This window comes from Sporosarcina obsidiansis (assembly GCF_009651005.1).
Classification (GTDB): domain Bacteria; phylum Bacillota; class Bacilli; order Bacillales_A; family Planococcaceae; genus Sporosarcina; species Sporosarcina obsidiansis.
Genome location: NZ_WHVW01000005.1, coordinates 131090 through 153610 on the forward strand (window position 1 = coordinate 131090; position 22521 = coordinate 153610).

At 39.0% G+C, this 22521-nt stretch carries 22 protein-coding genes and 1 pseudogene; 4 read left to right on the forward strand and 19 right to left on the reverse strand.

The window, feature by feature from the left end; translation table 11 throughout:
* Positions 1-17: 17 nt before the first annotated feature.
* Both GD002_RS06380 and rihC read right to left on the reverse strand, forming a co-directional pair.
* Positions 18-1211, reverse strand: a pseudogene (locus tag GD002_RS06380) (NupC/NupG family nucleoside CNT transporter).
* 101 nt (positions 1212-1312) lie between these two features.
* A complete protein-coding gene (rihC, locus tag GD002_RS06385) occupies positions 1313-2218 on the reverse strand; it encodes a ribonucleoside hydrolase RihC (protein ID WP_153731515.1) in 906 nt (301 codons plus the stop codon).
* Between the two features lie 629 nt (positions 2219-2847).
* Between rihC and GD002_RS06390 the strand changes: the two genes are divergently transcribed.
* On the forward strand, positions 2848-4101 hold the full coding sequence (locus GD002_RS06390; RefSeq protein WP_153731516.1) for a dicarboxylate/amino acid:cation symporter: 1254 nt from the start codon (positions 2848-2850) through the stop codon (positions 4099-4101).
* Positions 4102-4324: 223 nt separating this feature from the next.
* Here the strand turns inward: GD002_RS06390 and GD002_RS06395 are convergent, their stop codons facing one another.
* On the reverse strand, positions 4325-4891 hold the full coding sequence (locus tag GD002_RS06395; RefSeq protein ID WP_153731517.1) for a DUF4256 domain-containing protein: 567 nt from the start codon (positions 4889-4891) through the stop codon (positions 4325-4327).
* A 152-nt stretch (positions 4892-5043) separates the two neighbouring features.
* A complete protein-coding gene (locus GD002_RS06400; RefSeq protein WP_153731518.1) occupies positions 5044-5619 on the reverse strand; it encodes an exonuclease domain-containing protein in 576 nt (191 codons plus the stop codon).
* Positions 5620-5926: 307 nt separating this feature from the next.
* On the opposite strand from GD002_RS06400, the gene GD002_RS06405 reads away from it, so the two are divergent.
* A complete protein-coding gene (locus GD002_RS06405; RefSeq protein ID WP_153731519.1) occupies positions 5927-6775 on the forward strand; it encodes a pyridoxamine kinase in 849 nt (282 codons plus the stop codon).
* 194 nt (positions 6776-6969) lie between these two features.
* On the opposite strand, the gene GD002_RS06410 is transcribed toward GD002_RS06405, so the two are convergent.
* The 5 genes from GD002_RS06410 to GD002_RS06430 form a co-directional block, all read right to left on the reverse strand.
* Positions 6970-7455: an STAS domain-containing protein gene (locus tag GD002_RS06410; RefSeq protein WP_153731520.1), complete on the reverse strand. Its 486-nt coding sequence runs from the start codon at positions 7453-7455 to the stop codon at positions 6970-6972.
* Positions 7456-7693: 238 nt separating this feature from the next.
* Positions 7694-8653, reverse strand: coding sequence for a tRNA dihydrouridine synthase (locus GD002_RS06415; protein ID WP_153731589.1), 960 nt, complete (start codon positions 8651-8653; stop codon positions 7694-7696).
* A gap of 846 nt (positions 8654-9499) precedes the next feature.
* Positions 9500-10033, reverse strand: a complete 534-nt coding sequence (locus tag GD002_RS06420) for a dihydrofolate reductase family protein (protein ID WP_153731521.1) — start codon at positions 10031-10033, stop codon at positions 9500-9502.
* 299 nt (positions 10034-10332) lie between these two features.
* Positions 10333-10893: a YdhK family protein gene (locus tag GD002_RS06425; RefSeq protein WP_153731522.1), complete on the reverse strand. Its 561-nt coding sequence runs from the start codon at positions 10891-10893 to the stop codon at positions 10333-10335.
* A 287-nt stretch (positions 10894-11180) separates the two neighbouring features.
* Positions 11181-12035 carry a VOC family protein gene (locus GD002_RS06430; protein WP_153731523.1) on the reverse strand — a complete coding sequence of 285 codons (855 nt, stop codon included), beginning with the start codon at positions 12033-12035 and terminating at the stop codon, positions 11181-11183.
* Between the two features lie 192 nt (positions 12036-12227).
* On the opposite strand from GD002_RS06430, the gene GD002_RS06435 reads away from it, so the two are divergent.
* Complete coding sequence (locus GD002_RS06435) at positions 12228-12551, forward strand: winged helix-turn-helix transcriptional regulator (RefSeq protein ID WP_153731524.1); 324 nt, start codon at positions 12228-12230, stop codon at positions 12549-12551.
* A gap of 316 nt (positions 12552-12867) precedes the next feature.
* Here GD002_RS06435 and bluB read toward each other — a convergent pair whose 3' ends face one another.
* Positions 12868-13515, reverse strand: a complete 648-nt coding sequence (gene bluB, locus GD002_RS06440; RefSeq protein ID WP_153731525.1) for a 5,6-dimethylbenzimidazole synthase — start codon at positions 13513-13515, stop codon at positions 12868-12870.
* Between the two features lie 265 nt (positions 13516-13780).
* Here bluB and GD002_RS06445 point away from each other — a divergent pair, with 265 nt between their 5' ends.
* A complete protein-coding gene (locus GD002_RS06445; protein WP_153731526.1) occupies positions 13781-13930 on the forward strand; it encodes a hypothetical protein in 150 nt (49 codons plus the stop codon).
* Between the two features lie 622 nt (positions 13931-14552).
* On the opposite strand, the gene GD002_RS06450 is transcribed toward GD002_RS06445, so the two are convergent.
* From GD002_RS06450 to GD002_RS06485, 9 genes are all read right to left on the reverse strand, one after another.
* Entirely contained in the window at positions 14553-14777 is a 225-nt protein-coding gene (locus GD002_RS06450; protein ID WP_153731527.1) for a group-specific protein, read from the reverse strand.
* Positions 14770-15396 carry a nucleotidyltransferase family protein gene (locus tag GD002_RS06455; protein WP_153731528.1) on the reverse strand — a complete coding sequence of 209 codons (627 nt, stop codon included), beginning with the start codon at positions 15394-15396 and terminating at the stop codon, positions 14770-14772. The genes GD002_RS06450 and GD002_RS06455 overlap by 8 nt, the downstream gene beginning before the upstream one ends.
* Positions 15397-15429: 33 nt before the next feature.
* Positions 15430-16230 carry an XdhC family protein gene (locus GD002_RS06460; RefSeq protein WP_228548313.1) on the reverse strand — a complete coding sequence of 267 codons (801 nt, stop codon included), beginning with the start codon at positions 16228-16230 and terminating at the stop codon, positions 15430-15432.
* 27 nt (positions 16231-16257) lie between these two features.
* A complete protein-coding gene (locus tag GD002_RS17890; protein ID WP_228548314.1) occupies positions 16258-16578 on the reverse strand; it encodes an XdhC family protein in 321 nt (106 codons plus the stop codon).
* A gap of 5 nt (positions 16579-16583) precedes the next feature.
* Entirely contained in the window at positions 16584-17774 is a 1191-nt protein-coding gene (locus GD002_RS06465; RefSeq protein WP_153731529.1) for a vWA domain-containing protein, read from the reverse strand.
* A 33-nt stretch (positions 17775-17807) separates the two neighbouring features.
* Positions 17808-18680 (reverse strand): AAA family ATPase, encoded by an 873-nt coding sequence (locus GD002_RS06470; RefSeq protein ID WP_153731530.1) that lies wholly within the window; start codon positions 18678-18680, stop codon positions 17808-17810.
* 90 nt (positions 18681-18770) lie between these two features.
* Positions 18771-19628 (reverse strand): FAD binding domain-containing protein, encoded by an 858-nt coding sequence (locus GD002_RS06475; RefSeq protein WP_153731531.1) that lies wholly within the window; start codon positions 19626-19628, stop codon positions 18771-18773.
* Positions 19625-21973 (reverse strand): xanthine dehydrogenase family protein molybdopterin-binding subunit, encoded by a 2349-nt coding sequence (locus GD002_RS06480; protein ID WP_153731532.1) that lies wholly within the window; start codon positions 21971-21973, stop codon positions 19625-19627. The genes GD002_RS06475 and GD002_RS06480 overlap by 4 nt, the downstream gene beginning before the upstream one ends.
* Positions 21970-22482: a (2Fe-2S)-binding protein gene (locus GD002_RS06485; protein ID WP_304624928.1), complete on the reverse strand. Its 513-nt coding sequence runs from the start codon at positions 22480-22482 to the stop codon at positions 21970-21972. The genes GD002_RS06480 and GD002_RS06485 overlap by 4 nt, the downstream gene beginning before the upstream one ends.
* Positions 22483-22521: the final 39 nt, after the last annotated feature.

Genomic DNA, 22521 nt, shown 5'->3' on the forward strand with positions numbered 1-22521 from the left:
TATAATGATCATACGTTTTATAATATTAAACCAACAATAGCAGCCGATAAGAAACTCACTAATGTGGCTCCATATAACAGGCGCAAACTAAAACCGGCCACTACTTTACTTTGTTCTGGGTTCAATCCTTTTAATGCACCAATAATCATACCAATTGAACCGAAGTTAGCAAACGATACTAAGAAGACTGAAATAATACCAATCGAACGTTCAGAAAGACCTTTCATATCCATAAAGCTCATCATGGCAACAAATTCATTCGACAAGATTTTGGTTGCAATTAACGCTCCAAAACGCCCTGCATCTTGCCAAGGCACACCCAATAAAAATGCAATTGGAGAAAATACATAACCCAAAATTGTTTGTAAGTCCATTCCGAAGATACTATCAAATATCCCATTTAATAATGCGATCAATGCGATAAAACCGAGTAACATCGCCACAATAGCCAGAACTAAATTAAAACCATCCATCATATAATCAGAAAGCACCTCGAAAAATCCTCTTTCATCTTTTTCTTGATTACTTAGATCTGCAATGGCGTCGTCTTCTTCACTGACCTCATAAGGATTAATAATTGAAATGATCACAAACACACTAAATAAGTTTAAGATGATAGCCAAAATCACATATTTAGGCTCAATCATATTCATATAAGCGCCAACAATACTTAAGTCTACTGTTGAAATAGAACATGCGGCAACTGTATACATTCTTCTTTTCCCTAACTTAGGAAGCAAGTCTTAAATTGACACAAATATTGCTGTCATACCAATTATAACGGCACTAATTGCACTGTATGATTCCACTTTTCCTAATCTACTAATTTTGTTTAATAAATACCCTGTAATTTTAATAAACATCGGTAAAATTTTAAAGTAATGCAAAACACCTAGTAATGCACAAATAAAGACGATTGGCATAAGTGCTGTTAATAAAAATAGCGCCATCTCTCCTTCAATCATGCCGCCAAAAACAAATTCGATTCCTACATTGGCATACCCTAATAACTTTTCAAAGACTTTTCCTGCTGCACCGATTACCGTAATTCCAAGGGTTGTATGAAGTAATATAAACGCTAGCAGAATTTGAATACCTAAAATTATAAAAATGGTAGTTAGCTTCTTTTTCACCATTTTCCGATCAAAACTAACGAGATAAGCCAATAGGAAAATAGTTACTAAACACACTACAAAAATCAAATACTTCATTATCGTCACCTCTTTAGCTGTTTACTAACTAATGTTTTGTATTCCCAATGTGTAATCGGTTACACATTGGGAATACAATATCTTATACTTACTAAAGACCATTACAACATTTTATCTAGAATCGTAATAAACCACTCTTGAAATAACGCTGAATCTATATCCGTCGCAACACTTACGTTGGTTTCTAATTCCTCAAACATCTCCATTGTCATACCACTTGCTGGACCACTTGTTACTACTTTCACATGCTTTCTTTCGACTGTGAACATTTCTGGATTCAGTAGATAAGCAATAGCACATGAATCATGCATCACAACTCCGTTTTCCATATCTCCATCGCGATAATGCTGGAAGATAGCGTTAAACATTTCTGCCGTTTTATTACCGCGTTTGATAGCGGCTGATAATTCTTCTTCACCAATAAGCGCTTGGTTTGTAACATCCAAACCGATCATTATAACATCTATTTCTGACTCAAATACAATTTTAGCAGCATGTGGATCAGCCCATATATTAAATTCGGCAGGGCCATTCATATTTCCACCCGACAAAGAGCCACCCATTAATACAATTTTATCTATTTTACTTTTCAACTTAGGATACAGTAATAAAAGCATCGCAATATTAGTTAAGGGACCGATTGGAACAATTGTAATTTTTTCATCATGGTTTTCTAATAGTTGACGAATTGCTTCTACAGCGTGTTCTTTTATTACAGAATGCGTACTTGCTTTAAAGTCAAAGCCATCCATTCCTGACTCGCCATGCACTTCACTACCGTAAACTGGTTGTAACAACGGTGTCTCCATGCCACGTGCCACAGGAATATCTTTATCAAAGAAAGTTAATAATTTCAAAGCATTTTCAGTTGTTTTATTGATGTCTACATTACCTGTTACAGTTGTAATTAGCTTAATATCAAGTTCTTCACAATGTGTAGCTAAACCAATTGCAGCCGCATCATCAATACCAGGATCTGTGTCTATGATTATAGGAATTTTTTTCATTTCTTGTTCCTCCTTTTAGGAAAAAATATGTAACCGGTTACCTAATTACAAGCAAGGTTATGCAATTCACAAGGATTGTTTATTTGCTTGCGTAATCGATTCCAATAATAGACTACTTTAAAATAAAAAACAAGACAACATTTGTTATGCAAAAAAATAATTATTAGAAAGAACTCATACGTGTAATTTGTGTACATAAGTCGCTTTTTATACAAGCATGTCTCTCTCAGTAGTAAAAGACAGAGATAGTCCAGAATGTCAGTACTTGCTTTCAGTGACAGCCTGATTCTATGAGATATGACAGAACAGTAGAGGAACTCACATTCTTCATGCTGGCCCAACTCAAACCGATCTAGCTACATTGATAGGCTATATACGTCCTTCCTTCATGCTCGTCCATCACCATGCTGTTAAGTTCAGGTCGTTGTTGAACGCAAAATGAGTATGGCACTTAGATGATAATAATTGGAACGGAAAAATCTCATTCACTCGCTCGTGTCCTGGTCTCTATTACACGTCTTATATATTACAAAGCGTTAATTCTCCTTAAATAAATTTTATTGACAAAAAGAGCAGACTCCCATATATTAATCCTATATAACCAGTATGATTTATAGGAGTTGTTAGACTTGAAGCTATCCACAAGAATTACAGTTGGTTTAATCCTTGGAATTATTTTTGGATTCATCTTGAATGTATTTTCCCCCCAAACTGTACCGCAACTTAATGAATATGTATTATCGCCAGTTGGTAAAGTCTTCTTGAATCTAATCCAGTTCGTGGTAGTACCTATCGTATTCACGTCATTAGTTGTTGGTTTTTCTAGTATTGGCAACTCAGAAAAAGTTGGACGATTGACAGGAAAACTACTATTTTTATATGTCACCACTAGCATCCTTGCACTCGTAATCGGTTATGTCACTGCCTATGTTCTAAAGCCAGGCAAAATGGTTGGTAATCTAGGAGACGTGGCATCCACAGAGGCGAAGGAAGGACAAGGAATTATTGATTGGCTTATTTCGATTGTCCCTACCAACCCATTTGAAGCGTTTGCTACCGGCAATTTGCTACAAATTATTTTCACCGCTGTCCTAATTGTCATAGGTATTCGAATGGCCGGAAGCCATGCAAAACCTTTCCTGTCCTTTATCGAAAGCGTTCATTCAATCGTCGAGAAAATTACTCTACTCGTTCTAAAATTGTCACCGATTGGGGTTTTCGCCTTAATCAGCTCGGTTATCGCTACCCAAGGCCTTGACATTGTACAGAAATTATTCGTCTATATTATCGGTTTACTCGTGGCATTAGCCTTGATGATGATTGCTTACTTCATTATCTTAAGCCTATTACACATTTCCCCTAAACATTTTTGGAAAAGCTTCCAGCCTACATTCGGTATAGCTTTTGGTACAGCTAGCTCAAATGCTGCATTACCAGTCGCTATCGAAAATGCAAAAAAAGCTTTTAAAATGCAGGAAGACATCGCAGGTTTTGCAATCCCTTTAGGAACTGCACTGAAACGTGATGGTGCTTGTATTTTACAAACATTCAACGCATTGTTTGTAGCTCAATTATTTGATGTTCATTTAAGTGGAACGCAAATTGTAGCGCTTATTATTAGTGCACTGGTCGTTTCATTTAGTACAGCAGGCGTGCCAGGCGCAGGTATTATCATGATGTCAACAGTTCTTACTGCAGCTGGTCTGCCACTTGCTGGCATTGCACTTGTAGCAGGTGTGGATCGTCTGACGGATGGTTTCAGAACATTGTTAAACGTGTTCGGGAACACAGCGAATGCAGTTATCTTAAATAAGTGGGAAGAGAAAAAGAAGGTCGACATAGAAGTCTCTAACACGAAGCCAGCTTACACGCTAAATAAATGAAGTCTTCAACTTTTACAAGTTATTAAAAAACCAGCGTGATTACACAGATTTGTGTAATCACGCTGGTTTTCTTATAAATGGGCTTGCTATAAATATTTGCTAACGTATACCAATACCATAGTAGAGGAATGAAAGTTATGGTTTACGGCACTCACTTGTTTTAGAAGTTGAATGCCTATCCGATGAAGTGAATCAGAGCATGTTTAAACTCTCAGAGCAAAATTTATATCCTAAGTGAGCCACGGAAACCCCTTGTAGCATAATAAGACTCTGCTCCATTGTGGTAGACAAAGACCGTATCGTAGCGACGATCGCAAAAGAGTGCCCCGCCAAGCTCTCTAATACTAGCAGGCGTTTGCACCCAACTTGAAGTTTTCATATCGAAGCTCCCCCTTTCCTGCAATTGACGATATTGTTCTTCAGTTAAAAGTTCTATACCCATATCAGCCGCCATATCAAGCGCGTTATTTTCTGGTTTGTGTTTTTTCCTGGACTCTAACGCTTCACGGTCGTAACAAATACTTCTGCGGCCTTTAGGACTTTCCGCTGAACAATCATAAAAAATATATTCATCCTTCTTTTCATCATAACCTACAACATCTGGTTCACCGCCAGTTACTTCCATTTCATTGAGCGACCACAGTTTTTCAGTAGTATCTTCCAACTTTTCTTGGATGTTAGTCCAGTCAAGGCCTAGATGACGGTTCATGTTTTTCTCAAAACGAGCTTTCAAAGTTCCAAATAGTTCTTCACGTTGTTCTAATGACAACTCTTTATTTTTCTGTGCCATAGTAAATTCTCCCTTATTGTTTTCACTACTACTAATTTAAGAACTAAACTGCTAATAGTTACTGCATCATCAGTATGTGTTGAGAAAGATGATATGAAACAAAATTGGATGTTGTAACTTTTATGTCTGGTTTTCTCACTAATACCTTTTGACTAATTCCGCAGATTTACGGGCTTTTTTAGAGGATTCTTATCCATTAGATAGGAGATGTACGTAGCGTCTGTTGCTAAAAGCGGATGAGAAAAATTCAGTAAAGTAGCTAGGTTCTTCGCATCATCGAGCGCTCTATGTGCATGCTTCACGTCAATACGATGTGATCTCAATAATTGCTGTAGCTTGCCATTTTCAAAACCATATTCTTTCCACTTGATTTGTCTAACAGAACAATACCAATCCATCTCCAAAGTCTCAGGTAATAATTTACTAACAAACCCTCTATCGAAAGTAGCATTATGTGCAATTATTCCGTCTGCTTTTTGAAGAATGGAGAGGATTTTATCTAAATCGAGAACTTTCCCACGTACCATATTGTCATGAATCCCCGTGATATTCGTAATCGTTGAAGGAATAGAAAAGAACGGTTCCTGGAATTCACAATACTCCTCTGCAATCCTACTAATACGGTTGTTTTCATATTCTCCTAACATGATCCCTAATTCGATCACTTCACTAGTTGCCGAACTCATTCCTGTTGTCTCTACATCTATAAAAGCTATATGTTTACTCATAGGAAAACTCCTTTACGTTCATATTTTCTAATTATCCATGTACGTTAAGCAAACCCACAACATTACTCTATTTTCTATTATACCAGCGTGATCACAAACCGGAACACTATCACGCTTGTATAGACATGGGTACATTCAGTTAGAACCTATACAAAAAACTATTATGTTTGTTGAAGCATTCACGACTATTTTAAGAAATGTGAATGTCAGAACCTTCATGATGTTTTTTCACAGGCACCTTTCCCTACTAAAAAATATTGTATGGTATGATGAAATAAATTCACTACATACATATACGGAGGAAGTTATGAAAAAAGTCGCTGTTATACAAGACCTGTCATCATTCGGTAAATGCTCTTTGACAGCTGCCATCCCTGTGCTTTCAGTAATGGGTGTCCAAGCATGCCCATTGCCGACAGCCATCTTATCTGCACAAACGGAATACCCTAGTTTCTTCTGCGAGGATTTAACAGCTAATATGCCGCTTTTCATAGAAGAGTGGGACAGGATGCAGGAGAGCTTTGATGGAATCCATACCGGTTTCATTACCAGAAAAGAGCAAATCAACCATATCTTTCGGTTTTTAGATACATTCTATCAAGAAGACACCCTTTTGCTTGTTGACCCTGTGATGGGGGATATAGGAAATGCGTATACAAACTTTGATGATGACTTACTAACACAGATGAAGGAACTGGTCAGACAGGCAGATATCATTACACCAAATGTAACAGAGTGTTGCTTACTGACAGGATTATCGTACGATTCGCTTTACCGCTATACAAATGAAAAAGACTTTTTACAAGCGATACAAGAGGCAGGCCAACAACTGAGGCAAGAAACTGGTGCACATGTTATTATTACCGGAATCGATCCACCATCCGAACAAAAAGATACGCAGATGATCGGAAATATGTATATAGACGATGTACAATCTATCTATAGTTGTTCACCTTTCAATGGTAAAAGTTACTCTGGCACTGGCGATTTATTTGCATCTGTACTAATGGGTAGTCTCATGCGTGGGGAAGACATTTCACAGGCAATCCGGCTTGCGGAAACGTTTTTAACAGCAGCTATTCAGGATGCATACGTGGAAAAAACCCCTACTGCGGCAGGGGTTAATTTTGAAAAGTATCTTAGGTTATTATTGTGATGTTTTTTGTATGTAGTACCTGCACCAGAACCGTGTTGTTCAACTAGACATTTACGAAATTTCAACAAACATGGATGGTTAAACATTCATGTTTGTTTATCATGCCAAGAAGATAGTTAGGATATAAATAAACATAAATTGATATACATGTTTTATATGCAATGCTAATAAACAAACATCAATCGAATTGCCCCTTACTTCTTTTCAACAATCTCCATCCCTGTTTGTTTCATTATATATTGAAGACCCATACGGAAAGTTGTAAACGCTTGGATCTTATTAAAGTCAGAAACATTCGACAGGATTAAATGCTGCGCAAAGACCGGTGAAAACCCTACAAAGAGCGTTTCAGTGCCCATCAGCTTCAACACGCTGACTAACTCATGAATTTTTTCACTTAAAGGCTCATATCCCATCTTTTCCTCAACTTCTAGTGTACCGATCTCGGTAAAATCAATGATCACTGTATGAACTGCATTGGAAGCGATTCTTTGAACGATCTTATCTTGGATATGCATAAAGCGCTCAACTGAAAGGGCTCCGGTAAGAGGGACTAAAATCGTTTCCGGCAAGATAGAAGGGATAATCGGAGCAGACAAGTCCTCAATCAGTTTTTCGTATACTTTTATCTTTTCTCTCAGTTCTTTAATTTCTTCAGCAGAATCTTTTGCTTCAATCATAATAGTGTCTCACCTTCTCCCGTTAAAACAGCGTATTGGTTTTTTCTTTTTATGGGTTAAGTATAACATAGGTTCCTCTATTTGGACGATGCGAAGTTTTGAGATGTGCTTGTAGAGGAAGCTTTAAATTGAGGTACAAGAACTGAATGACTCCCTTTGAGAGAAGGAGTCAGAATATCGATAAAATACCAGGTCCCGAAACAATGCTGCATTGTTTTAGGATCTGGTATCTTTTGCATTATAAATCGAGTTCTTTCAGCAAGGCACGTACTTCGTCAGTGGAATTTGTATCCATCAATTGATTTCTCAATTCAGCCGCTCCCCGAAATCCTTTGACATAGATCTTGAAAAAACGACGAAGCGGTTTGAAAAGACGGGGTTCCAATTCTGTTGAGTATTTATCATGGAGATCCAGATGCAGCCGTAAAAGATCAAGCAACTCTTCACTGCTATGCTCTCTTTTTTCCTTTTCAAAGGCAAAAGGGTTGGTGAAGACTCCCCGTGCAATCATCACTCCATCCACACCGTATTTTTCGACGAGCTCCATACCCGTCTGACGGTCGGGAATATCCCCGTTAATTGTCAACAGTGTATCTGGCGCTATTTCATCACGAAGTTTCTTGATCTCCGGGATTAAGTCCCAATGCGCAGGGTAGTTGCTCATTTCCTTACGAGTGCGCAAATGAATCGACAGGTTGGCAATATCCTGTTTCAACACATGCGTTAACCAGTCACGCCACTCATCCACATCCGTGTAGCCTAGACGCGTCTTTACACTGACAGGCAATCCACCTGCTTTTGCGGCTTGAATGATTGCTGCGGCTGTTTCAGGATGACGAATCAAACCACTTCCCTTTCCTTTTGAAGCCACGTTGGGAACAGGGCAGCCCATATTGACATCTAACCCCTTAAAGCCCATTTCCGCCATCCCAATACTCATTTCCCGAAAATGCTCGGGCTTGTCTCCCCAAATATGAGCGACAATCGGCTGTTCGTCTTCTGTAAACGCCAAACGCCCGCGCACACTAAAAATTCCCTCCGGATGACAAAAACTTTCCGTATTCGTAAATTCCGTGAAAAATACATCAGGACGTGCAGCTTCAGCAACTACATGACGGAACACGACATCTGTTACATCCTCCATCGGTGCCAATATAAAAAACGGACGCGGTAAATCACGCCAAAAGTTTTCTTTCATATTCAAATTCAAATCCCTTCATTAATTAAATTACGCTATATACAGACAAAACCACCCCCGCGCCTAAAGAAGCAAAAGGGTGGTCCTCGGACGAAATTAGATTGAACAACCACTACCATAACGGTAAAGGCTGCAAAAAAGAAGCGTTCTAGTTCTTCTATCTTTTTTGTTTATTCTAAAGCAAATTTCATTATGGTTCAAGAAAATGTTACTTCTATATTGTGTTGTTTTTCACTTTCTTGTTATCTGTGTGCAATACTAGTGTGTTTTACAGATGTCAGTTGCATCAAAAAGGGATTTTACACCAAGTTTCCCCAACATATGATGATCTCTTTAACCGATGACTCAATAATCCTGTTTAAATTAGTTGATCTGGAATCTTAATCAAGCCTCCAATTCAATTAAAGTCTTTTCATCGCCTATTCACAAATTTCATGTCAAACTCCCTGTGTAACTGATCTTCTGCCTATCCTTTCATAAACGGATGGTCAATATGAGAGGGATCACTCATGACATGTAAGAAATTCTCGAACCCTCCTCCCCCCTTCTAAACAGAGTGCTTATGGAAGAGGACCATCCGCCACGAATTTCTCAATGACAATGTCGTGCTCTCAATTATTGCAAAATTTATACACATACTTCATTTAATGATGAGGAGTTATGAAATCCTAGTATCTGACAATAACTACTACCACTATTTCATAGAATACAGTTTTACTATTTTGCTAATAGGTGATGAAAATGGACCTTTTTAAAAAATTATGTTTTGGTTTTATAAAATAGTTTGATCATTTTCAGCTAATAATTGTTTCGCCATCGCTCCTTATAGTTGCAGCGCATTTGTGATTATTTTTTTACTATGTAATGTAATTCAACAAATTGATTAAAAGTTCTAGTACCTACTAAAGAAAGATCTAGCTGATAGTCGCCTATTTTAAATAAAGGAATTCCCTCTCCGATGATCGTTGGTGCAACTGTCAAAATCAGTTCATCGACTAACTTTTCTTTTAAAAATGTATGTAGTATGTCTCCACCACCAACTATCCAGATATTTTTCCCTTCTTCTTTTTTTAAGTTATCAGTAAAGTTCACAATGTCTTCATTTACAAATGTAACTTCGTTTGTATCATCTATTACTGACCTGGAAAAAACGTAACAATATTTATTTTGATAGGGAAATTGACCTTTTTCTTGTTTCATTACCCAATCATACGTCCTTTTTCCCATTAATACAGTATCTACCGTTTCTAAGAATTCAGAATACCCATTATCCCCTTCACCCTCAACTTTAAATAACCAATCAAGAGAGTCTTCTTTTGTAGCGATATATCCATCTAAGCTTTGAGCAATGAACAAAACTATCTTCCGTTGATTTTTCATAATAGGCCTCCTCGTTTATCATCCGCACCAAGAATATACGTTCGCAAATATAGTAGCAAATTTACTACTCTTAATCAATTCTTCTGTACGTTATTTTTAATGTAATAAAAAGTACCAGGACACCTATCGAATTATGAATCGTCTCTGCGCCAGGTACCTGACCACTAACGTCGCCTAGAAAACATGTACAAACATATATGTTTATTTAATCTATATCTATCTTTGTAACAACATTTAAAAATGGAACAGAGTTATATAGCTAACTGAAGTGTACCTCTTCTTTTTATAATGCACACACTTTATTCTTTCGATAATTCCTCTTCCGTCACCCATTTATGGTTCGTGACCTCTTCTCCACCAGTAGTGGGGATATAGTTAATCATGTAGACCGTTGTCTTCTGGGCAGATTCGATATCCGCATTTGCCCCTTCCATGCCCTTCATATGATCAGCAAGAGACGTGACATCGGTGCCTTTTTCTAAAGGCGGAGCCTCTGGATCTTTAAGTTCTTCGTGGATTACCCATTTATGGTCTGTCACTTTTTCACCGCTATCTGTCGGCGTGTAATTGATCGAGTAAGCTGTTGTGTCATATGCACCAACAATGGTAGCTTTAGCGCCATCCATTCCTTCCATATGATCGGTATGAATGATCGCTTCGCTGCCAACTGGATAGGTCGGATTTTTAGCAGCTTTTAGACCTTCAGGCACACTGCCAACACTCGAATGATCCATACCTTTCATGCTGTCTGAAGGCGTTTCTAGACTCGTTTCTGGTTTCTTTTCTGTAGTGTCTGCCTCTCCGCATCCTGCCAGAACAAGAGTAAGGGTAGCACTTAGCGTCAGTAATTGTTTTTTCATACCTATACATCTCCTTTCGTTACCTATCTTCCCCTTTTATTAAAAGGTATAACGAAAAAGAGCAAACTCCTTAAAAAATCCTTATTTGATAGGTATCTGCACACCAAACAATAGGATAGGTTTACACGTTCATACAGAGAAACTTACACTAAAAAATTTTGCATTCCAGTCAATAAAAAAAGACCTCTACGAATTCACCGAATGAATGAGAAGTCTTGTTAACATATCTTTCTGTACAGAAAGATATGTTAAATGAGTGTTTGAAGTTTTTTATTACACAGCGCCTATCATCCTATTGCTAATATGACGCAATGTCCCGAAGGATCACAGGTGATAAAGTGTGGCTCCTCTTTTCTAACACTAGCCCCCAGCCGTTGTAAATCTGCGACAACTTGAGAACGAACCTCTTCATTTGGATAAACAAGTGTAAAGGAATGTAAGCCTACGCTATGAGGTGGAGGCGTTGGTGCTCCAGGTCCATTCCAAGTATTTACAGCGATATGATGATGGTACTTTCCTGTAGAAAGGAATAGCGCTTGTCCACCATAGCGATTTACCACGTCAAATCCCAGCCCCTTCACATAAAACTCCTCTGTTTTCTCTAGTTCAGCTACATGTAAATGGATATGCCCCATTACCGCTCCCTTTGCCATTCCTTTCCAAGAACTCTCCAGGCCACCACGCTCCACTAGATTTTCGATATCGAGCGGATCCACTGTCATCTGGACTTCTTCTCCTTGCCAGATCCATTCAGATGGGGCCCGATCAATGTATATTTCAATTCCATTTCCATCAGGGTCATTGAGATACACTGCCTCGCTTACTAGATGATCTGCAGAGCCGAATGGGATTCCCTTTTTCATCAAACGTATGACAACATCAGCTAAATCCGATCTTTTCGGCAATAAAATTGCAAAATGATATAACCCTGTTGTTCTCCCCTGCTTCCGTATTACATGTTCTGGTTGCTGCAATGACAAAAAACTAGTCGTTCCATCCGCTGTAAGCTTAGCAGTTGTAGCACTTCTTTCCATCACATCAAAACCAAGTATCTCCTGATAAAACATAAGTGAGCGCTCCAAATCCTCCACTATAATGTTGACATGACCGACAAAAGTTTTAGGTGCTGAATGAAATTCCATAATCGTCCTCCTCGTAATATTTCTTCTACAATAATAGCGCTTATAAAACATGCTAATGAGTGTCCCTTTATTTAAGTTACTTTATGTAACTAACTATATAATTATTATTAACAAATTGCAAGTAACTATGTATTATTTTATTAGTGAATTATATTTTATGGTATAGTAATATTACAGTGAGGTGTATACAATATGAAACCATCATCCATTTGCCCGAAATTTGAAAAAGCAATCTCCCTCCTGAGTCAGAGATGGACTGCTTTGGTCATTTATCAGCTATTGTCAGGGACTCAGCGGTTTAGCGAAATTCAAGCGGCTGTAGGTATCAGTGGCAAAGTATTATCAGATCGATTAAAGGACCTAGAACAGCAAGGCGTCGTTAAACGGGAGGTCATTCCGGAAACACCCGTCATGATTCAATACTCCTTAACAGAAAAAGGATATGCCTTGGAACCTGTATTAAAAGAAATTGAGAACTGGTCCAGTGCTTGGATGACACTTGAACCTACGAAATAAATAGGTACCTGCGCACGAAACAATTTTGCGCGGGTACCTATTCACTCCTCCATATCGGAGACTATATAGTTATAGCACCACCTAGGAATACAAAAAAGAAGATTGTACTTGATATAAACAGAAATATAAAATTTCTATTGAACACTTTAGTTAGAATAACAAAGGGTAATGTATCCCTATTTATTAAAGGTTCCTGTGTATGAAACTTTCATGATTGTTTTAACATTCGTGTTTGTTTCTCACACAGATATCGTTTTTACCTACACACTTGAACGGCGGCATGAGTTCGGGATTGCTCGGGATTTTTTGTCTATCCTTATTCATTATCCCACTTATCTTTAAAAATCAGATCATCCAATGTTCGTCTTTTCTCCCAATTGGCAGTCTCCAATATAGGCGCTATCGGATAATTCTCCGTGTAGCCAATAGACAAAAGAGCAATGGGTTCAACATGAGGCGGTATTTCCAAGATATCTCGAACGTCATTCTTCTTATAAAAACTCACCCATCCCATCGCGAGTCCTTCTGCACATGCTGCCAACCACATATTTTGGATGGCACAGGCAGTTGACAGAATATCCGTTTCTGGAATGGAGTTGCGACCTAACACATGCGAACCGCCACGCGTAGGATCACATGTTACACAAATAGTAATCGGCGCTTCCTTCAACCCCTCCACTTTTAGGCCAAGGAATTTCGTCTCTTTCTCCCCTTCGTCTTCATAATGAATAGCTAACGCCCGTCTTTCTTTGTCCGCCGCCCATGCTAATTTTTCTTTCGTCTCGTTGGATGAAATGACGATGAAATTCCAAGGTTGCATGAATCCGACTGAAGGTGCCTGATGAGCTGCATTCAATATGTTATGTATCGCGCCTTGAGGAATAGGAGTCGGTAAAAAACTTCGCACATCTCTCCTATTATAAATAACTTTATAGATCGCATCTTTTTCTTCATTTGAAAACATTGACCATCTCTCCTCTGTTCGTATACGGAATCTATCTTCCTAAAAGTTTATAGGTTCTCTCAAATTAATTATAGTAAAGTTATGCAAAAAAAGCAGGATGTCTGAATACCCTTTCAATGAAACTCCATATGCTATAACCACTATTCTATCATTCATACAAATCATTTGTACCTTGAACATATACCCTAGCTATTTTTCATCTGGGTACGCGAAGGCTTTAAAACGTTCTATAAGTGCTAAACTGATGATGTCGGAGTGGGTTGCCATGACGGTTCTGATCAAATGTACGAATAGATCTCCAAAGGGAAAAGAAATGTTCTTCAAGTCTGAAGAAATGTCGGCAGAACAGGTAGTTTTAATTGCTGAGGATTTAGAAAAGACTGATCGTTCAAAGCGAATAATGTTCATTGATTAGCATGACAGTTCGTGGTGACTTAAGGAAGTGAAGGCTATATGTAAGGGATCGAGACGGGGCCGCATAATATCATCGTCTATTTCGATGGCGGATTCGACTAGTGTGTTGCTTGTCTCCATTAGTTTGCATAATAAAAAAATGTCAAACCGCCTTCAAAATAACAAAAAACACCAACTCCCAAATAGGAAGTTGATGCTTTAAATCTATTGAGCAGCTGTATTTCATATAGCCTATATCAGGCATTCTGGATGCGCTTGCTTGTTCTTGCCACTAACAATGCCCCTGTCTAATTCAGAATTGCCTTTGGATCTGACCTATTATAATCAGTACCATTCTTCCTTACTTACACTTTGGAAGTCACTTTAAGCGCCCATTTCATACGGCTCAACAGCATATTTCATGTCAACTCACCTGTCATATTAAAAATTTGCAAATTAAATACAGGTCGCTTTTGATCTGAAAAGCTTTCCCACTGATCCGCTACGTATTTTAAATCTGTTGCTTTAATTAAAGCTATATCTGTATCTTCTTCAAAAAAAGCTTTTAATTTTTGAGCCTGCTGATTCTTAAATATCTACTTCGTTGATTTCAGATGAATCATTCACTGCAAAAATTATCATATTCATACAATCTGACGCAAACTAGCATTTCGCTCTTCTCTTACTTCTTCAGAAGCCAAATCATACTTCTTCAGTAAATGAAATATATCATTCAATGTTGTCTGATCTAATGAATCATCCAAAAACCGTTGGCATTTGCCGAATAGTTCTTGTGGAAGGAATGATTGTTGTTCTTCTAATTTCTTGCGCACATCTTCAAGTGTGTGGTCAATTGTACACCTACTCATGATATCCCCTCCATCTTCTTTTTGCCTCTACATAATCCTCCGGTGAATCCACATCCATCAAAATCCCCTCGTCCTCCACCTCAAGAAGAATGTGGTGAGGTATACGCTTCATGATTGATTTCCCACCAGTATCGCCTTGTAGTTGTGCAAAGTGATGTCTATTTATATTCCCAAAAAACACGGGATGTCCTGGAACTTCTTTATACGTTGGACGGATGACGAAGGATTCTCCATATTCCTTCAGACGATCTACACCTGTTTGATAAATCAAACGAATCGTTTCATCTGAAATAAAGGGAAGATCGCCAAGAAACACCATTGCATGTGAATGATGTTCCTTCAAACTTACAATTCCCGTCTTTAATGATGAACTTTGTCCAGTAAGATACGCTTCATTCTCTATCCAACGAAACCGCTCATTTTTGATAGAAATCTTCTCTTTAATCGCTTTGGCTTCGTGACCAATGACTGCAATTACTTCTGAAAAATCTTCATCTACTAAACGGTGGATCGTACGTTCTAAGAGTGATTGCTCTCCCAAAGGAAGTAGTTGTTTTGGTTTTCCCATTCTACTAGATGTTCCAGCAGCAAGAATAATTGCGCATATAGATGGTTTCATTATGCATCCTTTCTTACCTCAAAATAGAACTGGTTACTTGTTATGAATATATTCCGCTCCTTGCAAGAATCCGCCCGTATGTCCATTTTTAATGGCAATTATTTCTGCTAATATACTGATTGCAATTTCTTCGGGTGAACTAGCTCCGATATCCAAGCCAATTGGGCTAAATAAGCGGCTAAGTTGATTGTCTGAAAAAACAATGCCATCTTCTTTTAGTGCATCCAACATACGGTCTCTTCTTGAACGTGGTCCTAGAAGCCCTACGTAAGGTGCTTGTGAATTTAATACAAACTCTAGTGTTTTTTGATCTTTTTCTAAGTGGTGATTCATCACAATGATATATGTTCGATTACCTATTTTAACTTTCTCATGATAACCATCTTCATTTGTAACAATTATTTTCGCACCCGGAAAGCGTTCTTCACTATTATAAAAGGCTCTAGAGTCGACGACAGTGGTTCGTAGTCCAAGTGATACACTGTAATTTGCGACTGGAATAGCATCATGTCCAGCACCAAAAATGATAAGATCTACTGGCGGTATGTACACGTCGATAAAGATACTGATTTCTTGTTGATCCGACAAGACAAATGTATGCGTTTCTGATTTTGGTTTTTTTTCACTTAATTTTTGATTCGCTAATGCTATAATTTTTGCGTTAATTGTCTTATCACCTAGATCACCAATGGTTACACCTTCACTAGAAATGAACATACGGCCTGATTCTTGATTCGCTAAGGGTGACTCTGTTTGTAAAATCGTTGCCAGTACGCAAGCCTTTTCTGCTTCTACACTTGCAAGCCAAGCTTCAAATGCCGATTGTTTAGCCATAAGATTCCCTTCCTTTACTTTCTGATTTCATGAAACAGGTTCAATATAAATTTCGACTTTACCAGGGCACCCTAAACCTAGCCCCCAAACAAGATCTTCATCCATGTCATACATTTTCAAAACAGGTGTACCTGATTCGATCACTTGTTTTGCGACTTCTGCAACGTCTGATTCAAGACAGCCGCCAGAAATCATACCTGTTCTATTTTCATCCTCATCAATAAGCATCTTTGCACCTTCCCTTCGGTATGCCGATCCAAAGACACGGACAACTGTTGCCAATGCGGATTTTTTTTGTATTTCTTTTGTTTTGGCTAACGCTTTATATACTAGAGCATTCTCTTGCATTCCATTCACCTCCGAATTTGTACCTGATGAGCTAGTTGTTGAAAGGATGAAGCCGTTGTTACTGCTGAAAATAAATCAATATATGGAAGTGCAGTTTGCATACCTCTTGCAATTGGCTCGTAGCCTTCAATATTAAGTAATGGATTCAGCCAAATAACTGCTGATGTACGTTGATGAATCTCTTTCATAGCAGATTGGAGGTGATCAATTGCACCAGCATCCAATCCATCGCTTGCAATAAATACGATTGTATTTTTCTTTACATACATCCCGTATTGTTGAACGAACGAGTAGAGAGACTCCCCTATGCAGGTACCCCCACCCCACTCATTTCTTTTGATCGTAAGCACCGGAAATTCATCCTGTTTTGTTCGTTTGAATTGATCCGTCACACGTCGTAATTTTGTGGAAAAAAGAAATACTTCCACATTATTTGTACACTTTGTCATCGCATAAGCAAATTGTAAAAAAGGTTCCGCGTAGGCAGACATCGAACGGCTACTGTCGCAAAGTAGAATGAAATTGGCTTTTTCTTTTGTAGGACCAGTCCATACAGGTTTTATCGGATAGCCTCCCAGTTGGATACTTTGTCGTAACGTTCGCCTGATATCGAATTTCGACCCGTTTTTCATAACTTTATAGCGTCTTAAACGCTTTAAATTAATTTGTTGAACAAATGTTTTCGCAGCCTTTTCCATTGTTTCGAACTGAGCAGAGGAAATAGATGCCTGGATGTCTTGCTCATCTTTATTCATCAAATTCGTAGCAGTCCATATGGCCATCTTCTTTTGTTCTTTTCCAGAATTCTCATCTGTTATTTGGTCTTGACGTGCGCTGTTTATTGAAGGACTAGTTGAGGATTTTTCTTTAGACTCAACGGTGCGATTCACTTCGTTCGTTTCCTCATTCTTTCTTTTTTTCTCAGTAAGAACATGAAGGAGATCTTCAGTTTGTTGATCCTGATTATTATTTAAAAAGAACTTTATGAATGCATGATCGAAAGTTTCCTGCTCTGCCCTACTCGAACAAAGTACAATTCGCAGTGCTAACCTAAATTGTTGAATATCTGATATATCAATAAATTCAAGTGCTCGTAGGCCATCGCTCATTTCTTTTGTACCGATCAAAAACTTTTTTTCTCGTAAATAGCGAAAAAATAATAACAAATGGATAGAAAGTTTTTCGGATTGTATCATTAAGGTGCCTCCTTTGCTACTTGAATAAGCATATCAACGCAAGAGTGTACCTTGTTGGAGCTCCTTATCAACTGTGTCCCAATCATCTTGATTTTTCAAAAAGCATCCAAGTGTTTCTTGAATCGTTTCTTTATTCAACTCGCTTCGATGCATGGAGATGAGTGCTTGTGCCCAATCCAAACTTTCCGCAACGCCCGGAATTTTCTGAAGTGGCATTTGACGAATTCTTTCCATTAACTTCGCGATTTGAATGGCTAAACTTTTGTCGATCTCGGGAAGACGAGCTTGAAGAATCTCTGTTTCTTTTTTGAAATCTGGATAAGAAACCCATTGATAGAGACAGCGTCTACGAAGCGCATCACTAAGCTCACGTGTTCTGTTGGAAGTTAAAATAACATAAGGACGATGTTTTGCCTTGATTGTTCCTAGTTCTGGAATTGTAATTTGAAACTCTGCTAGTGCTTCAAGAAGAAACGCTTCAAATGCTTCATCGGCACGATCCACTTCATCAATTAATAAAACTGGTGGAGCCTCTTCTTCCATAAACGCCTCTAAAATAGGGCGAGTCAAGAGAAATTCTTTCCCGAAGATATCCTCTTCCCTTTTCTCTAACGATGCTTCGCTGTTTTCAGTCAGACGAATATGAAGCATTTGTTTGGCATAATTCCATTCATACAGTGCATTGTTCACATCTAATCCTTCATAACATTGGAGGCGGATTAACTTTGTATTCAAAGATTTCGCTAAGACTTTTGCAATTTCAGTCTTTCCTACGCCTGCTGGTCCTTCCACCAATAATGGTTTCTGAAGGGATTTGACAAGATGTAAAGCTGTTAAAATGGGTTGGTCTGTAATATAGCCATGATCCTCAAAAATTGCCTCTAGTGAATTGTTGTGTTCCTTCATGCCAACCACTCCCATTGATACGTATGTCTTAATTTAAAAAAGGATTGGAAGTTCATGATGAAGTCTCATGAACTTTCCAAAACTATTTACTTAAAGCAACACTGATTTTAGTGCACGTGCAGTGTATACTTTGCTCAAATTTTCACGATATTGTTCAGATGCGAAAAGATCGCTACCCATTTCTCCATCTGTAGTGGCTAATTCTGAAGCAGCTTGAATCACTTCTTCGGATACTTTTTGACCGACAAGCGCTTCTTCTACAGCCCTTGCCCTGTAAGATACCTCACCGACGCCTGTAATTCCAACTCGGGCATAATCAATTACACCGTCCTCATTCACACCGGTAACAGCAGCAACTCCTACTACTGGATAACCTGTTGCATGGTGAAAGAACTTCAGATACGTTGACTTTGCATGAGACGGTGGTATTTCAAAGCTAACAGCCGTTACAATACTATTTTCAGGTAGTAGTGTAATAAGTGGTCCAAGTGTAAAACCATCAACACTCATTGCCTCCATACCATCTTCACCCTCAATGATCAGCTCCGCATCAAGAGCTAACGCTGGAGCAGGTAAGTCAGCTACTGGATCACCATGGGCAATATTGCCTCCGATTGTACCACGGTTCCTAATTTGAATATCTCCAATTTGGCTAGCGGCTTCCGCTAGAACCGGAATATTTTGCTTGACGATAGGATCGTTGGCAACTTCATAATGCGTTGTCATTGCACCTACAATTACTCGATCGTCTTCTATTTTTACGCCTTTCAATTCGGCAATACGGCTGATGTCAACCAATTTTCCCGGTTCTGTAATTCTAAACTTCATAATAGGAAGTAGACTATGACCTCCTGCGATAATTTTTGCTTCGCCATTGCTGTCCTGCAAAAGTTCAATTGCCTGTTTTACTGAGTCTGCACGAACGTAATCGAATTGAGTAGGTATCAATTAGTTTCCCTCCCTTTTTGAATAACTTGCCAAACCTTTTCAGGTGTTAGCGGCATTTCCATATCCGTCACACCATAAGGTTCTAACGCATCGACAACGGCATTCATTACTGCTGGAATGGAAGCTGTCGTGCCCGTTTCACCTATCCCCTTAGCTCCAAGTGGATTAACTGGTGAAAGTGTTTCTGTGAAAGCGGTTTCAATACGTGGGAAGAATCGCGCTTTTGGCATTGCATAGTCCATGAATGATCCAGATTGTAACTGTCCCGTTTCGCTATATCTAATACCTTCCCATAATGCTTGCCCAACACCTTGAGCAATCCCACCATGGACTTGACCTTCTGACGTAAGCGGGTTAATGACACGTCCAACATCATCAACTGCTAGATAACGTTGAAGATCTATCTCGCCTGTATCTTTATCGACTTCCACTACCACAATATGCGTACCGAATGGATATACGAAGTTACTAGGGTCAAAGAATGCTTGCGTTTCAAGTGACGGTTCGATATCCTCTGGCAAGTTCCAAGCAAAGTTTGCCGATTTAGCAATTTCTTTAAATGTGCGTTGTTGTCCTGGCACACCTTTCACTTGGAAGATTCCATCTGCCAAATCAATATCCTCAACAGATACTTCTAATTCGTGCGCAGCAATTTTCTTGGCTTTATCAACTAGTCGATCTGCAGCGATCGAAACAGCGCCGCCACCAACAGCTACCGAACGTGAACCATACGTTCCCCATCCCATTGAAATCGCTCTTGTATCATTAAATACGAAGTCAATGTCTTCCATTGGAACGCCCAGTTTATCAGAAACGATTTGAGAGAAAGTCGTACCATGTCCTTGTCCATGAGGAGAAGTTCCCGTGTATACGTTCACTTTGCCTGACGGATGTACTCTAACCGTAGAGTTTTCCCATACTCCGCCCTGAAATCCAATAGCTCCAGCCACTGCTGAAGGACCAAATCCACAAAGCTCAACATAAGTCGATATCCCAATACCGACGAGCCTGCCTTCTTTGCGCTTAGCTTCTTGCTCTTCTCGCAACTTCTTATAATCAATCATTTCAAGCGCCTTGTTCAATGGTTTTTCATAATCACCGCTATCGTAAACTAGACCTTGTGCGTTTGTATAAGGGAATGCTTCCTTTTTAGCAAAGTTTTTCCTTCTAATTTCAATTGGGTCCATTCCGATTTTCTTGGCGAACAAACTAATTGCACGCTCAATCTGATAAGTAGATTCTGGTTTTCCAGCACCACGGTATGCATCTGTCGGTGTTGTATTTGTATAGACACCAAATGTTTCGCAGGATGCTTTTGGTATATCATATGCACCTGTAATCATCAGTCCAAAGTCAATCGTCGAGACACCTGGTCCCATTGTAGATAAGTAAGCGCCCATATTAGCTGTATTCACAACACGAAGAGCTGTTAACTTACCATCTTTTGTTCCTGCTAATTCAACATCGATTACTTCATCACGACCATGGTTGGAGGCAGAAAAATGCTCATTTCGTTCTTCGATCCACTTAACGGGTCTTTTCAAATCACGTGCTGCATAACCAACTAAAGCTTCATCTGGGTATACGCCAATTTTCCCACCGAAACCGCCACCCATATCTGCGACGACGACTTGAAGTTTTGACTCAGAGATATTGAGTACCTCAGACAATACCATTCTATGAATATGAGGATTTTGCGAACTACACCAAAGCTTTAATTCTCCACTGCCTGGGTTGTACTCGCCGATTGCTGAGCGTGTTTCTATTGGACTTGGGGCAACACGTTGAACATTAAAGCTTGCGCGAAGAACGACTTCTGCTTCGTCGATATCTTTATCTTCCACTTCCCCGGCTTTCCAATGAAAAGCAATATTGTTTTCAATATCATCGTGCACAAGGGGCGCATTTTCAGCCATGGCATCTTTTTGCTTGACAGAAACCGGAAGGGGTTCGTATTCTACTTCAATTAAATCCAGCACATCACGAACAGCATAACGTCCCTCACCAATTACAAGTGCGATTCCGTCTCCGACATATCTCGCCCGATCAATTGCAAGTGGGTATTGAGGTGCTTCTTTCAGATTAGAATCAGGAACGAGCCAAGAAGAAGGAATACGTCCTATTTTACCTTCCAAGTCTTTTCCTGTATAAATCTTGACTACACCTGGCGCTTCTAAGGCTTTCTCAATGTTTATACTTTTAATAATTGCATGCGCATGGGGACTTCGTAAAATAGCTGCATATAACATGCCAGGCAATTGAATATCATCCGCAAAATAACCATTTCCAGTAAGAAGTTTAGGGTCTTCTTTTCTTTTTATTCGTGCACCAATATTTTTTGTCATTGTGAAAGTCCCTCCCCTACTAGACTTTTCCCTTCAGCCATCAATTTCGCCGCATGCTTCACTGCGTTCACGATAAATTGATAACCTGTACAACGGCAAATAACTCCTTCAAGTCCCATACGAATTTCTTCATCGGTCGGATTCGGATTATCTTCAAGTAAAGCCATCATCGCAACCATAACGCCCGGAGTACAATATCCACATTGCAAACCATGCTCTTCCCAGAAACCTGTTTGCATCGGATTCAAGTTATCTACTGTTCCCAATCCTTCAACAGTTGTGATCTCCATACCATCTGCCTGTACAGCTAGCATTGTACAAGACTTAACAGCTTTGCCATTCACCATAATCGAACAAGCTCCACATTGGCTCGTATCACAACCAATATGTGTACCTGTTAAATTTAGATGATCACGAATATAATGTACAAGCAGTGTTCGTGGTTCTACTTCTGCAGATCTTTTTTCTCCATTAATTGTTACACTGACATTTACGGCTTCAATCGCCATAATTCACACCTCCATAATGTTTTTAATCAAAAAGATTTT

Excerpts from the sequence above, each read along its gene's own strand:
- rihC (WP_153731515.1), bottom strand. The coding sequence starts at position 2,218 with ATGAAAAAAATTCCTATAATCATAGACACAGATCCTGGTATTGATGAT.
- GD002_RS06395 (WP_153731517.1), bottom strand. The coding sequence starts at position 4,891 with ATGGCACAGAAAAATAAAGAGTTGTCATTAGAACAACGTGAAGAACTA.
- GD002_RS06400 (WP_153731518.1), bottom strand. The coding sequence starts at position 5,619 with ATGAGTAAACATATAGCTTTTATAGATGTAGAGACAACAGGAATGAGT.
- GD002_RS06405 (WP_153731519.1), top strand. The coding sequence starts at position 5,927 with ATGAAAAAAGTCGCTGTTATACAAGACCTGTCATCATTCGGTAAATGC.
- GD002_RS06410 (WP_153731520.1), bottom strand. The coding sequence starts at position 7,455 with ATGATTGAAGCAAAAGATTCTGCTGAAGAAATTAAAGAACTGAGAGAA.
- GD002_RS06415 (WP_153731589.1), bottom strand. The coding sequence starts at position 8,653 with ATGAAAGAAAACTTTTGGCGTGATTTACCGCGTCCGTTTTTTATATTG.
- GD002_RS06420 (WP_153731521.1), bottom strand. The coding sequence starts at position 10,033 with ATGAAAAATCAACGGAAGATAGTTTTGTTCATTGCTCAAAGCTTAGAT.
- GD002_RS06425 (WP_153731522.1), bottom strand. The coding sequence starts at position 10,893 with ATGAAAAAACAATTACTGACGCTAAGTGCTACCCTTACTCTTGTTCTG.
- GD002_RS06430 (WP_153731523.1), bottom strand. The coding sequence starts at position 12,035 with ATGGAATTTCATTCAGCACCTAAAACTTTTGTCGGTCATGTCAACATT.
- GD002_RS06435 (WP_153731524.1), top strand. The coding sequence starts at position 12,228 with ATGAAACCATCATCCATTTGCCCGAAATTTGAAAAAGCAATCTCCCTC.
- bluB (WP_153731525.1), bottom strand. The coding sequence starts at position 13,515 with ATGTTTTCAAATGAAGAAAAAGATGCGATCTATAAAGTTATTTATAAT.
- GD002_RS06445 (WP_153731526.1), top strand. The coding sequence starts at position 13,781 with ATGACGGTTCTGATCAAATGTACGAATAGATCTCCAAAGGGAAAAGAA.
- GD002_RS06450 (WP_153731527.1), bottom strand. The coding sequence starts at position 14,777 with ATGAGTAGGTGTACAATTGACCACACACTTGAAGATGTGCGCAAGAAA.
- GD002_RS06455 (WP_153731528.1), bottom strand. The coding sequence starts at position 15,396 with ATGAAACCATCTATATGCGCAATTATTCTTGCTGCTGGAACATCTAGT.
- GD002_RS06460 (WP_228548313.1), bottom strand. The coding sequence starts at position 16,230 with ATGGCTAAACAATCGGCATTTGAAGCTTGGCTTGCAAGTGTAGAAGCA.
- GD002_RS17890 (WP_228548314.1), bottom strand. The coding sequence starts at position 16,578 with ATGCAAGAGAATGCTCTAGTATATAAAGCGTTAGCCAAAACAAAAGAA.
- GD002_RS06465 (WP_153731529.1), bottom strand. The coding sequence starts at position 17,774 with ATGATACAATCCGAAAAACTTTCTATCCATTTGTTATTATTTTTTCGC.
- GD002_RS06470 (WP_153731530.1), bottom strand. The coding sequence starts at position 18,680 with ATGAAGGAACACAACAATTCACTAGAGGCAATTTTTGAGGATCATGGC.
- GD002_RS06480 (WP_153731532.1), bottom strand. The coding sequence starts at position 21,973 with ATGACAAAAAATATTGGTGCACGAATAAAAAGAAAAGAAGACCCTAAA.
- GD002_RS06485 (WP_304624928.1), bottom strand. The coding sequence starts at position 22,482 with ATGGCGATTGAAGCCGTAAATGTCAGTGTAACAATTAATGGAGAAAAA.